Genomic DNA, 11,758 nt, shown 5'->3' on the forward strand with positions numbered 1-11,758 from the left:
CCCCGCCGAGGATGACGCCGTCGGTACCGAAGGTGGTGTCATCGACGACCGAGTTGTCCACGCGGAACTCGACCGCCCACTCGACCACCCGCTGCAAGGCTTCGACCTCGGCCGCAGCGACCGTGGCTCGGGCCTTGCGAACCGCATCCAGGGCGGTCGGGGTGGGCGTCGTTCTCATGGGTCGATTCTAGTCGTCGACACCGACATTCGCTAGTGTGTTCGAACTGCTGGTGGATGAGGTCGTGGGTGGCTCACGGGGTTTCGAGGCTCACTTCGTTCGCACCTCAACCACCGTGGGGTGCTTACTCCTCGCACCTCAACCACCGTTGACGACCGCCGTAGGGTCCGTGGCATGGCGATCGTGACCTGGCAGGACCTGTGCGTCGATGCGCTCGACGTCGAGCGGCAGAGCAGCTTCTGGGCGGCGGTGACCGGTCTCGAGCCGACCGGGCCGATCGCGCACCGACGCCTGGAGGGGTTCTCGCCCGGGCACACGATCTACGTCAACGAGGTCGATCGGCCCCACGCCGCCAAGAACCGGGTGCACCTCGACATCTACACCGCGGCCATCGATGACGTGACCGCCCTCGGCGCCACCGTGCTCGCCCGCAGCGAGGACACCGGGTTCCGGTGGACGGTGATGGCCGACCCTGAGGGCAACGAGTTCTGCGCGTTCCTGCGCGAGCCCGAGGCACTGCCGGCCTACCGGCTCCACGGGATCGCGATCGACTGCGCCGACCCCGAGATGCTGGCGCACTGGTGGGGCGAGGTGTTCGGGATCGCGCCGACGCCCGAGGCGGGGGAGGACTGGTGGACGATCACCGGCGCCGGACCCGACGACGTCCTCACGCTCGACTTCGGGCCGGTCCCCGAGCGCCGTACGACGCCCAACCGCGTGCACTGGGACGTCACGGGCAGGGTCGAGGAGCTGCTCGACCTCGGCGCGACCCGCCTCTGGGACACCGAGCACTGGACCGCGATGGCCGACCCGGAGGGCAACGAGTTCTGCGTGTTCGCACGTGCTGATTGACTACGAGGCATGACGACCGCCCCCGAGCCTCTCGACCTGACCACGGACGCGATCACCCTGACCCGCGCGTTGTGCGACATCGAGTCGGTGAGCCTGAACGAGCAGGCCATCGCCGACGCCGTCGAGGCCGCGCTCACCCCGCTCAGCCATCTCACCGTCATCCGCCGCGGCAACACGGTCGTGGCACGCACCGACCTCGGCCGCGGCGAGCGGGTCGTGATCGCCGGCCACCTCGACACGGTGCCGGTCAACGACAACTTCCCGAGCCGTCTCGACGAGGAGGCCGGGATCCTCCACGGCCTCGGCACCTGCGACATGAAGGGCGGGGACGCCGTGATGCTGCGGCTCGCCGCGACCGTGCCCGAGCCGGTGCGCGACGTGACCTTCATCTTCTACGAGGCCGAGGAGATCGACGCCGAGTACAACGGCCTGCTCCTGCTCTCGCAGAGCGACCCCGACCTGATGCTCGGTGACTTCGCGATCCTCATGGAGCCCTCCAACGCCGGCGTCGAGGCCGGCTGCCAGGGCACCCTGCGCGTCGACGTCCGCGCGGTCGGCGAGCGCGCCCACTCCGCACGCAGCTGGAAGGGCGTCAACGCGATCCACGCCGCCGGCGAGATCCTCGACCGCCTCAACGCCTACGAGGCGCGTCGTCCGGTGATCGACGGCCTCGAGTACCACGAGGGGCTCAACGCCGTCGCGATCCGCGGCGGGGTCGCCGGCAACGTGCTCCCCGACGAGTGCGTCGTCGAGGTCAACTTCCGCTTCGCCCCCGACCGCAGCGAGGCCGAGGCCCTGGCCTTCGTGACGGAGGTCTTCGACGGCTACGACCTCGTCGTCACCGACACCGCCCCCGGCGCGCTCCCGGGCCTCGACCGCCCGGCCGCCAAGGCCTTCATCGAGGCCGTCGGCGGCGAGGTCAACCCCAAGTTCGGCTGGACCGACGTCGCGCGCTTCACCGGCCTCGGAGTCCCCGCCGTCAACTACGGACCAGGCGACCCGCTCCTGGCACACAAGCAGGAGGAGTTCGTGCCGGTCGACCAGATCCTGCACTGCGAGGACCGCCTGCGCACCTGGCTGGAGGGTCGCTCGTGAAGTTCCAGGCGAAGGGGCCGCTGATCAAGCGCCGCAGCCAGGTCGACACCACCTCGACCACCGACCAGCGCCTCCTCGACAGCCGCGGCGACAGCGCGTGGCTGCACACCGACCCGTGGCGCGTGCTGCGCATCCAGGCCGAGTTCGTCGAGGGCTTCGGCGGCCTGGCCGAGCTCGGGCCGGCCATCGGGGTCTTCGGGTCCGCGCGCACCGCCACCGACGACCCGGCGTACGCGCAGGCCGAGCAAGTCGGCCGGCTGCTGGCTGAGGCCGGGTACGCCGTCATCACCGGCGGCGGCCCCGGCGCGATGGAGGCCGCCAACAAGGGCGCGTGCGAGGCGGGCGGGGTGAGCGTCGGTCTCGGGATCGAGCTGCCTTTCGAGGCGGGCCTCAACGAGTGGGTCGACGTCGGCATCAACTTCCGCTACTTCTTCGCCCGCAAGACGATGTTCGTGAAGTACAGCCAGGGCTTCGTGGTGCTGCCCGGTGGGCTCGGCACGCTCGACGAGCTCTTCGAGGCCGTGACGCTCGCCCAGACGCAGAAGGTCACCGCGTTCCCGACGGTGCTGATCGGGGTCGACTACTGGTCGGGCCTGATCGACTGGCTGCGCGACACCGTGCTCGCCGACGGCAAGATCTCCGAGGCCGACCTCGACCGGTTCGTCCTCACCGACGACGTGGAGGAGGCGGTCTCGTTGGTGACCGCCGGACGCAAGCAGTGATCTGGCTGACCACGGTCGTCGTCGTCCTGGTCCTGGGCGGGATCGCCCTGGTGGCCGCCGGCCGTGGCGCCCCGATGACGCAGGAGTACGACGACCGTCCCGACGTCGTCGTACCGCCCGGCGAGCTGCGTGGCGGCGACCTGCGACGCGTGCGGTTCGCGGTCACCTTCCGCGGCTACCGGATGGCGGAGGTCGACGCGCTCCTCGACCGACTGGCGGCCCAGCTCGACGGCCAGCTTGACGACCAGTGCGACGGCCAGCTCGACGACGTGGCGCGTCCTGAAGACGGCGCGGACGTCGAGTGAGACACTTCCGCACGTGTTGACAGCGGTCCTCGTCTACGTCCTGACGGTCCTGGCTGCCGTCGTGGTGGTGCTGACGCGCAAGCGGCTGCGGTCCGGGTCGCGCGAGAGCTGCGCCCTCCAGCTGGCCGGCGCCGTCGTGACCACGCACACGATCGCCGGCGGGCTCGCGCTGGTCAGCTGGACGACGTTCCTCCTCGTGCCGGAGTCGGTCGGCGAGAACGCCGTCACCCTGATCGGGCTCTTCGCCCTGATCTGCTGGTGGGTCACCGTGCTCGCCGGACTGCTGATCCTGCTGCGCTGGCTGCCGGGGAAGGGTCGTCACGCGGGTCCGGGAGCCGCTGACTCCTGGTCGCAGGGCCCGGCGCTGTCGGTGCTCGCCCACGTCGGACTCCTCGTGGGCGTGGTCGTGTTCACCTACGCCTACCTCGTGAGCGCCGTCTGATGGCCCGTCTGATGGCTCGGCTGTCGCGCCTGTCCAGAACCTCCCGCCTCGCTCCGGCGCTGCTCCTCGCCGTCAGCGCGCTGGCCCCGGTCTCGAGCGCCACCGCCGACGCCGGTCCGGTGTCGGAGAAGCCGCGCACGGTGGTGAAGCGCACCGTCATCGGCACGTCGGTGCAGGGACGCGACATCGTCGCCTTCCGCCTCGGCGAGCCCGAGCGTCCGCGCGTCAAGACCGTCGTCCTGCTGGCGGCCATGCACGGCAACGAGGCCGCGCCGAGCCAGATCCTGCGCACCCTCGTCAAGGGCCGTCCGATCATCGGCCTCGACCTGTGGGTGGTGCCGACGTACAACCCGGACGGCGTCGTGGCCGGCACCCGCAAGAACGCCAACGGCGTCGACCTCAACCGCAACTTCCCCTACGACTGGGCCGACCTCGACGGCAGCTACGAGTCGGGTCGACGCCCGGCCTCGGAGCCGGAGACGAAGGCGATGATGGCGTTCCTCGACCAGGTGAACCCGTCGGCGATCCTGAGCTTCCACCAGCCACTCACCGGCGTCGACACCGACACCAAGAACCCCCGGCTGGCGCGTCGCGTCGCGCGCAAGCTCAACCTCCCGCGCCGCACCCTCGACTGCGGCGGCACCTGCCACGGCACGATGACGGGTTGGTTCAACCACACCCACAAGGGAGCGGCGCTGACCGTCGAGTACGGCTCGCGCCCGAGCCGGCACCGGATGCGCAAGGTCGCCCCCGACCAGGTGCTCTCGGTGTTCGGTGCCGTGCGCGGCCGGGTCGGCGCGAACCCCTATCCAGGCTGAGGTGCAGGCTGAGGGTCAGCGACCCTCGAAGACCGGCTTCTCCTTGGCGACGAACGACGCCACCGCGGCCGTGTGGTCGTGGGTCGACCCGGTCTTGGTCATCATCTCGCTCTCGAGGGCCAGCGACTCCTCGAGCGTGTGGCCGGCGGCGTAGACGACCGAGCGCCGGATCGACCCGAGCGCGACGGTGGGACCGGCGGCCAGGCGGGTCGCCAGCGCGGCGACCTCGTCGGCCAGGGAGTCGGCCGGCACGACCGAGGTCGCGAGCCCGATCTCGAGGGCCTCGTCGGCCTTGACCGTGCGAGGGAAGTACATGAGCTCGAGGGCCTTGGCGCGTCCGACCAGCATCGGCAGGTGATAGCTCGCACCGGTGTCGCAGGAGAGGGCGACGCCGGCGAAGGAGGTGTTGAACCCGGCGGTGTCGGCCACGATCCGGAAGTCGCAGGCGATCGCGAGCGAGGCGCCCGCGCCGGCGGCGACGCCGTTGACGGCTGCGATGACCGGCTTCTCCATCGTGGCGATCGTGGTCACGATCGGGTTGTAGTGCTTGTCGACGGTGGTGAAGAGCGCGTCGCTGCCGCCGTTGTGGAGCAGGTCGATGTGCTCCTTGAGGTCCTGGCCGGTGCAGAACGCACGCCCGTTGCCGGTCAGCACGACGCACCGCACCGAGTCGTCCGCCGCCACCTGGGCGGTGACCTCGACGAGGCGCTCCTTGGTCGCGATGTTGAGGCTGTTCATCGCGTCGGGGCGGTTCAGCGTGATCGTCGCGATGCCGTTGCTGATGTCGAGCAGGACGGGATCGGACGAGGTCGTGGGGGCCGTGGAGTCGCTCATGCGGCTGAGTCTGCCACCCCCGAGTCGGGGCCGATCTCCGGTCCAAGGCCGGTCGGTGGTGCGGGCGCAGTGCCTCATAGGGGATACTGGTCACGTTCATACGCGGCAGACTCGACTGACCGCGAGCTCGACTCAGGAAGAGGGTGCCGCATGGCGGCGATGAAGCCGCGGACCGGCGACGGTCCGCTGGAGGTCACGAAGGAAGGCCGCGGCATCGTGATGCGCGTTCCACTCGAAGGCGGTGGCCGCTTGGTGGTGGAGCTGAACGCCGAGGAGGCCGGCGCCCTGGGCGACGCCCTCAAGAACGTCGTCGGTTGATCTCCACCCGTCGTCCCGCACTGCCGAGCCAGGTCTCACCCCCCGACGTCGCACTGAGCCGCTTCGCGGCGCACGCGATCGTGGGGGCCGAGGTCGTGGCCCTGCCGGTCTCCCCGGCTGACGAGTCCGTCGGAGTCACGCTCGGGCCCGGTGCCGCCGAGCTCGGCGACGTCCTGGGGCTCGACCTGCTCGGACTCGCCGAGGCGGCGAACGCCACGGGGACGACGGGTGAGGTCACCAGCCTCCCGGTGCCGCTCGGCGGCCCGGAGAACGGCGACCTGCGCCTCGTGCTGCTGGTCGGAGTGGGGTCGCAGACCCCCACCGACCTCAGGCGCGCGGGCGCAGCCGTGGCCCGCGCGACCCGCGGGCGCGGTGCGGTGGCGACGACGATCGCCACGCTCGACGCCGCCGCCGGGATCGAGGCCTTCGTGACCGGCGCGATGCTGGCGTCGTTCAGCTTCGACTGGCGCTCCGGGCAGCCCGAGCACGCGCCGGTCAAGCAGATCGTGCTGGCCGGGGTCGGTGCTGACACCGAGGACGACGACCGCGCCGCTCTCGAGCGCGCGGTGGCTCTCGGCGGTGCCGGCTGGCGCGCCCGGATGCTCTCCACCGTTCCGTCCAACCTCAAGAACCCCGCCTGGCTGGCCGAGCAGGCCGAGCAGATCGCCGGCGAGGCTGGGCTGACCTTCCGGGTCTGGGACGAGCGCGAGCTCGCCGACGGCGGCTTCGGCGGCATCATCGGGGTCGGACAGGGCTCCGAGACCCCGCCCCGCCTGATCCGTCTCGACTACACGCCGTCCAAGGCCGCCCTCGCTGGCACGGCGCTGCGCAAGGCGCCGACCGTCGTCTTGGTCGGCAAGGGCATCACCTTCGACTCCGGCGGCCTCTCGATCAAGCCTGCCCAGGCCATGGCGAGCATGAAGCGCGACATGACCGGTGGCGCCGTCGTCCTCGCGACCATGGCAGCCCTCGAGGCCGTCGGCTGCCCGGTGAAGGTCATCGGCCTCGTGCCGGCCGCCGAGAACGCCGTGTCCGGCTCCTCGATGCGACCCGGTGACGTGCTGCGCCACTACGGCGGCCGCACCAGCGAGATCACCAACACCGACGCGGAGGGCCGGCTCGTGATGGCCGACGCCATCGCGTATGCCGCCGCCGAGCTCGACCCGGCGGTCATCGTCGACGTCGCCACCCTGACCGGCGCCGTCAAGGTCGCCCTCGGCCAGGAGATCGGCGGGCTCTTCGCCAACGACGACGCTCTCGCCGAGGCGCTCCTCGCAGCCGGTGCCGGAGCAGGCGAGCCGTTCTGGCGCCTCCCGCTGTTCGCCGCCTACGAGGACAAGATTGCCTCGACGGTCGCCGACGCCGACAACGCCGGCGGGGGCCCGGGTGCGATCACCGCGGCCCTGTTCCTCCAGCACTTCGCCGCCGACGTCCCGTGGGCGCACCTCGACATCGCCTCCGTCGGGGACGCCCCCGAGGACCGCGACGAGTGGACCCAGGGGCCGACCGGCTTCGGCGTCCGCGCCCTGCTCACCTGGCTCGGCGGCCACGACCCGCTGGCGGGCGTGCGATGAGCGGGCAGCGTCGTGCGCTGACCGTGCGCTGGTCGCTCGCCGAGTCCCCCGAGGGGGTCGAGGAGGAGCTGGCGACGTACGTCGAGACCACCTCGCACGCGAAGTTCACCGGCCTGAGCGGGCTGCGCTACAAGACGTGGCGGATCTCGCCCGGTGAGTGGTTCGAGGGGCAGTACGTCTTCACGACCGACGAGGCGCGTGCCGAGTTCCAGGACAACTTCACTCCCGGCGCGGCTGGCGCCCCTGGCTCGAAGATCATCGGCAGCGCGCCGATCCTCATCGAGGCCTCCGACGTGATGGCCATCGCCGAGGGTTGGGACGGCTTCGAGCCGTCCGCGCGCTACTGAGCCGTCAGGCGCTCAGCCTTCCGGCGTCCAGACCTTCTTGGCCAGCAGCAGTCCGTCGCCGACGGGCAGCAGCACGGGCACGAGGCCGTCGTGCTCGAGCACCTGGCGGCCGAGGTCGCGGATCGCCGTCGTCTCGGCGTCGCGCTGCGACGGGTCGGCGACCCGGTCGTGCCACAGGGCGTTGTCGAAGACGACCACGCCGCCGGGACGCAGCAGCCGCAGCGCCTCGGTGAGGTAGGCGGAGTACTCCGTCTTGTCGCCGTCGGCGAAGACGATGTCGTAGTGGGCGTCGGTCAGTCGGGGCAGGACGTCGAGCCCGGCGCCGGCGATCGTGCGCACGCGCTGGCTCGCGAAGCCGGCCTCGGCGAACGTCTCGCGGGCCAGGCGCTGGTGCTCGGCCTCGACGTCGACGGTGGTGAGCACGCCGTCGGGACGCATCCCGCGCAGCAGCCACAGGCCGGAGACGCCGGTGCCGGTGCCGATCTCGACGACCGCCCGGGCCTCGAGCACGGAGGCCAGGAACTGCAGGGTCGCCCCGGCGCCGGAGCCGACGGCGACGACGCCGACCTCCTCGGCGCGCGCACGGGCGGCCTTCATCAGGTCGTCCTCGCCGACGAACGTCTCGGCGTAGGTCCAGCTGGCGGGGGAGACGGGGTCGGTCGGCGTGCTGGGCATGACAGAAACCTAGCGCCTGCGCGGCTCGAGCCCGCAGGGAACACGGGCGTCAGATGGTTCGTTGTCTCTTCACAGGCAACCTTCAGTCGCGACGACTAGCGTCAGAGGCTCGAGGTGCACCACTGAGGCACGACGAGAAGAGGACCACGATGAGTGCTGCTGACGGCGTCCCGACCTGGGACGAGATCGTCACGCGCCACTCCGACCGCGTCTACCGCCTGGCCTACCGGCTCACCGGCAACCGCCACGACGCCGACGACCTCACCCAGGAAGTCTTCGTGAGGGTGTTCCGGTCGCTGTCGACCTACACGCCCGGCACGTTCGAGGGCTGGCTGCACCGGATCACGACCAACCTCTTCCTCGACCAGGCCCGCCGCAAGCAGCGCATCCGCTTCGACGCACTCTCCGATGAGCGCGCCGACCGGCTGACCAGCCGCTGGCCGGCCCCCGAGACGGCCTACGCCGACCGCACCTTCGACGACGACATCGAGCGGGCCCTGGCGACGCTCCCTCCTGACTTCCGGGTCGCGGTCGTGCTGTGCGACGTCGAGGGCCTGACCTACGAGGAGATCGCCGACATCCTCGACGCCAAGCTCGGCACCGTGCGCTCCCGCATCCACCGCGGCCGGGCGATGCTCCGCACCGCCCTGGCCCACCGCGCCCCCACCGAGGGACGCGAGCGCTACTCGGGCCCGGCAGTCGCCCCGCAGCAGCAACGGGAGGTACGGCGATGACGCCGCTGGGTGGTCACCTCGGATCGCGCGTGAGCGCGCTGCTCGATGGTCAGCTCAGCGCCGAGGAGTCCGAGCGGGCCTGGGCCCACGTCCACGGCTGTCACCAGTGCCGCGACCTGGTCGAGCGCGAGGGGTGGATCAAGACCCGCCTCGCCGGCTCGTCGTCGACCCAGGGCGGGGCTCCCGACGCGCTCAAGGGCGCGTTGCTCGGTCTGCCTCCCGGCGACGTGCTCCGTGCGCTCTCCGCCCAGCGCCACGAGCAGCCGGCACCCACCCGCGCCCGTCGTGCGGCGGGTCTTGCGGCCATCGGCGGCGGGGCCGCGGGCGCTGCGGTGATGGGCGTCCTCGCCCTCGGAGCCGCACCGGCCGACGTCTCAAACAACGACCGCCGCCTCCCGGCGTCGCAGATGACCCCGGCCTCGGTGCCTGCAAAGGCGCCGTCGCGCGAGCTCAGCACGCCCTGAGGCCCCGCGAGCGAGGCCCAAACCCGGACACGTCACCACTGACCAGGGATGATGGTGCAGTGAGCGACGACAACGAGACAGGGCCGCGGGGACCCGGCCGGGCCGAGGGCCCGGAGATCTTCGCGCCGCCCGTCTACGGCCCCCCGGTGACGGCCCCTGTGGTGTGGCACGACTTCGCGCGTCCCGCGCCCGGAGCGCACCCGATGGCCCCCGGTGTGCACAGCTCGGGTCTCCGTCCGACGAGCCGCCGACGCGGGTTCGGCTCCGCCGCACTCATCCTGCTGCTCGGCCTGGGCGGCGGTCTCGGGGGCAGCGCTGTCTACGACGCGCTCGCCGACAACGAGGCAGCCGGCCCGTACGCCGGCGGGCTCGCCGACGTCGAGACCGTCGAGCTGCCCCCGGTCGAGACCGGCGGCGTGCAGGCCGTGGCCGAGGCGCTGCTGCCGAGCACCGTGCAGATCGTCGCCGACCTCGACGGCCAGGCCGGCGGCGCGACCGGGTCCGGCTTCGTGCTCGACAAGCAGGGCCACATCGTCACCAACAACCACGTGGTCGCCTCCGCGGCCGAGGACGACGGCGCGATCCAGGTCGTCGACTTCGACGGCAACAGCTATGACGCCGAGCTCGTCGGACGCAGCACGGTCTACGACCTCGCGGTGCTGCTGGTGCCCGGGGCGACCGACCTCCCGCCGGCCGCGCTCGGTCGCTCCGAGCGGCTGCGCGTCGGTGACGGCGTAGTGGCTTTCGGGTCGCCGCTGGGCCTCACCTCGACCGTCACGGCCGGCATCGTCAGTGCGCTGCGTCGACCCGTCACGACGGGCGCCGTCGGCGACGAGTCGTCGTACATCAACGCGGTGCAGACGGATGCCGCGATCAACCCGGGCAACTCCGGTGGTCCGCTGGTCAACCTGCGCGGCCAGGTGGTCGGGGTCAACTCCGCCATCGCCACCAACGGCGGCCCCACGGGAGACGCCGGCAACATCGGGGTCGGGTTCGCGATCCCGGTCGAGCAGGTGCGCATCACCGCCGACCAGATCCTCAAGACCGGCGAGGCGCGCTACCCCGTGATCGGCGCCGAGGTCAGCACCCGCGAGAGCTCGCTCTCCGCCGGCGCGCAGATCTCGCGGATCAACCTCGACACCCCGGCCCAGGCGGCCGGGCTCGCGGCCGGCGACGTCGTGATCGAGGTCGACGGGCTGCGCGTGAGCGACGGCATCGGCCTCATCGTCAACATCCGCAGCCACCAGCCGGGGGAGAAGGTGGAGTTCGTCTACCTGCGCAACGGCGAGGAGCGCACCACCACGGTGCAGCTGGGGAGCGAGACGGGCTAGTCCTGCCCCGGTCCTGCCCTGGTCCTGCTCTAGTCCTGCTCGGCCTCGACGTAGGGGTGCTCGGCCACGAAGGTCGCGGTGTCGCGATACATCTGCGCGATGTACTCCTCGAGCTTGCTGGCCTCGACGCGCCACTGACCGCGCCCACCGATCTTGATCGCCTCGAGCTCGCCGCGGCGCACCATGGCGTAGACCTGCGCGCTGGAGGTGCTGAGCACCTCGGCCACGTCGGCGAGGGTGAGGAAGCGGGGCGTGCCTGGCATGGGGTCATCGTCGCACTCCCGGTGCCGCGATCGGCCGGGACGCCCCCGAGGGCTGTGGAGAACGGGTTTGCGGACGCCGCATCCCGGCCACAATGGGCGGGTGTCCTCCACTCTCGGGAGCCCGCCCACCAGTCCTCCGCCCAACCCGCCTGCTCAGTCCGGGCCCGCGTCGTCCCAGGCGCGCGTCCCGCCCGCCACGCGTGCCTCGGCGCCCGGCTGGCGCGACCCACGGCTGTGGATCGGCGTCGCCATCGTGGCCGCCTCGGTCCTCGTCGGCACCCGGGTCCTGGCTGCGGCCGACGACACGGTCGCCGTCTGGGTCCTGGCCGACGACGCCGGCGTCGGTAAGGTGATCGCGCCCGACGACCTGGTCGCCGAGCGGGTGCGTTTCGCCGACGAGGCGGCCCTCGACCGCTACCTCGCGGTCGACGAGGCCCTGCCCGAGGGCCTGCGACTCCTGCGGGGCATCGGTGCCGGCGAGCTGCTCCCGCGGGCGGCCCTGGGCGAGGCCGGCCTGGGTGAGCTGTTCGAGGTCTCGCTCCCGGTCGCGCCGTTGCTCGTGCCGCCGTCGGTGACCTCCGGGTCGGTAGTCGACATCTACCTCTCCGAGCGCTCGGCCTCCGACGAGCGTCGTGCCTCCGGGCCTGCGCTGAGCGAGGTGACGGTCGTCGACGCGCCACCTCCGGAGGAGGCGTTCGCCGTCGGTGGTGACCGACAGGTCGTGCTGGCCGTGGAACCCGACGCCGTGGCCGACTTCTACGCCACTCTCGGCGCGCTGGGCGACCCGGTGATCACCGTCGTACGGC

Annotated in this window: 16 protein-coding genes; 13 read left to right on the forward strand and 3 right to left on the reverse strand. The window is 71.8% G+C overall.

Annotated elements, in window-relative coordinates; all coding sequences use genetic code 11:
• The first annotated feature begins 352 nt into the window (after window positions 1-352).
• Genes VOI19_RS05185 through VOI19_RS05210 form a run of 6 tightly spaced genes read left to right on the forward strand, consistent with a single transcriptional unit; the run spans window position 353 to window position 4,412 of the window.
• Window positions 353-1,030 carry a VOC family protein gene (locus tag VOI19_RS05185; RefSeq protein WP_323791891.1) on the forward strand — a complete coding sequence of 226 codons (678 nt, stop codon included), beginning with the start codon at window positions 353-355 and terminating at the stop codon, window positions 1,028-1,030.
• 9 nt (window positions 1,031-1,039) lie between these two features.
• On the forward strand, window positions 1,040-2,125 hold the full coding sequence (gene dapE, locus VOI19_RS05190) for a succinyl-diaminopimelate desuccinylase (protein WP_323791892.1): 1,086 nt from the start codon (window positions 1,040-1,042) through the stop codon (window positions 2,123-2,125).
• Complete coding sequence (locus tag VOI19_RS05195; protein ID WP_323791893.1) at window positions 2,122-2,847, forward strand: TIGR00730 family Rossman fold protein; 726 nt, start codon at window positions 2,122-2,124, stop codon at window positions 2,845-2,847. The genes dapE and VOI19_RS05195 overlap by 4 nt, the downstream gene beginning before the upstream one ends.
• Complete coding sequence (locus VOI19_RS05200; protein ID WP_323791894.1) at window positions 2,844-3,152, forward strand: DivIVA domain-containing protein; 309 nt, start codon at window positions 2,844-2,846, stop codon at window positions 3,150-3,152. Before VOI19_RS05195 ends, VOI19_RS05200 begins: the two co-directional genes overlap by 4 nt.
• Window positions 3,153-3,165: 13 nt before the next feature.
• On the forward strand, window positions 3,166-3,594 hold the full coding sequence (locus tag VOI19_RS05205; RefSeq protein ID WP_323791895.1) for a hypothetical protein: 429 nt from the start codon (window positions 3,166-3,168) through the stop codon (window positions 3,592-3,594).
• The gene (locus VOI19_RS05210; protein WP_323791896.1) at window positions 3,594-4,412 is read left to right on the forward strand and encodes a M14 family zinc carboxypeptidase; all 819 of its coding nucleotides are present in this window, start codon (window positions 3,594-3,596) and stop codon (window positions 4,410-4,412) included. Before VOI19_RS05205 ends, VOI19_RS05210 begins: the two co-directional genes overlap by 1 nt.
• A 15-nt stretch (window positions 4,413-4,427) precedes the next feature.
• Here VOI19_RS05210 and VOI19_RS05215 read toward each other — a convergent pair whose 3' ends face one another.
• A complete protein-coding gene (locus VOI19_RS05215; protein ID WP_323791897.1) occupies window positions 4,428-5,246 on the reverse strand; it encodes an enoyl-CoA hydratase/isomerase family protein in 819 nt (272 codons plus the stop codon).
• A 150-nt stretch (window positions 5,247-5,396) separates the two neighbouring features.
• Here VOI19_RS05215 and VOI19_RS05220 point away from each other — a divergent pair, with 150 nt between their 5' ends.
• The 3 genes from VOI19_RS05220 to VOI19_RS05230 are packed head-to-tail and all read left to right on the forward strand — an operon-like array spanning window position 5,397 to window position 7,485.
• The gene (locus VOI19_RS05220) at window positions 5,397-5,564 is read left to right on the forward strand and encodes a DUF3117 domain-containing protein (RefSeq protein ID WP_091024313.1); all 168 of its coding nucleotides are present in this window, start codon (window positions 5,397-5,399) and stop codon (window positions 5,562-5,564) included.
• Window positions 5,561-7,138: a leucyl aminopeptidase family protein gene (locus VOI19_RS05225; RefSeq protein ID WP_323791898.1), complete on the forward strand. Its 1,578-nt coding sequence runs from the start codon at window positions 5,561-5,563 to the stop codon at window positions 7,136-7,138. The genes VOI19_RS05220 and VOI19_RS05225 overlap by 4 nt, the downstream gene beginning before the upstream one ends.
• Complete coding sequence (locus VOI19_RS05230) at window positions 7,135-7,485, forward strand: hypothetical protein (protein WP_323791899.1); 351 nt, start codon at window positions 7,135-7,137, stop codon at window positions 7,483-7,485. The genes VOI19_RS05225 and VOI19_RS05230 overlap by 4 nt, the downstream gene beginning before the upstream one ends.
• Window positions 7,486-7,497: 12 nt before the next feature.
• On the opposite strand, the gene VOI19_RS05235 is transcribed toward VOI19_RS05230, so the two are convergent.
• Window positions 7,498-8,160, reverse strand: a complete 663-nt coding sequence (locus tag VOI19_RS05235; RefSeq protein ID WP_323791900.1) for an O-methyltransferase — start codon at window positions 8,158-8,160, stop codon at window positions 7,498-7,500.
• A 149-nt stretch (window positions 8,161-8,309) separates the two neighbouring features.
• On the opposite strand from VOI19_RS05235, the gene sigE reads away from it, so the two are divergent.
• The 3 genes from sigE to VOI19_RS05250 are packed head-to-tail and all read left to right on the forward strand — an operon-like array spanning window position 8,310 to window position 10,689.
• A complete protein-coding gene (gene sigE / locus VOI19_RS05240) occupies window positions 8,310-8,894 on the forward strand; it encodes an RNA polymerase sigma factor SigE (RefSeq protein WP_323791901.1) in 585 nt (194 codons plus the stop codon).
• A 29-nt stretch (window positions 8,895-8,923) separates the two neighbouring features.
• Window positions 8,924-9,358, forward strand: a complete 435-nt coding sequence (locus tag VOI19_RS05245) for a zf-HC2 domain-containing protein (protein ID WP_323791902.1) — start codon at window positions 8,924-8,926, stop codon at window positions 9,356-9,358.
• A 59-nt stretch (window positions 9,359-9,417) separates the two neighbouring features.
• On the forward strand, window positions 9,418-10,689 hold the full coding sequence (locus VOI19_RS05250) for a S1C family serine protease (RefSeq protein ID WP_323791903.1): 1,272 nt from the start codon (window positions 9,418-9,420) through the stop codon (window positions 10,687-10,689).
• 29 nt (window positions 10,690-10,718) lie between these two features.
• On the opposite strand, the gene VOI19_RS05255 is transcribed toward VOI19_RS05250, so the two are convergent.
• Entirely contained in the window at window positions 10,719-10,952 is a 234-nt protein-coding gene (locus tag VOI19_RS05255; protein ID WP_323791904.1) for a helix-turn-helix domain-containing protein, read from the reverse strand.
• Window positions 10,953-11,052: 100 nt separating this feature from the next.
• Here VOI19_RS05255 and VOI19_RS05260 point away from each other — a divergent pair.
• On the forward strand, window positions 11,053-11,758 hold a 706-nt coding region (locus VOI19_RS05260; RefSeq protein ID WP_323791905.1), incomplete at its 3' end, for a hypothetical protein.

The sequence above is a fragment of the Nocardioides sp. genome, assembly GCF_034670285.1.
In the GTDB taxonomy this organism is placed as follows: Bacteria; Actinomycetota; Actinomycetes; order Propionibacteriales; family Nocardioidaceae; genus Nocardioides.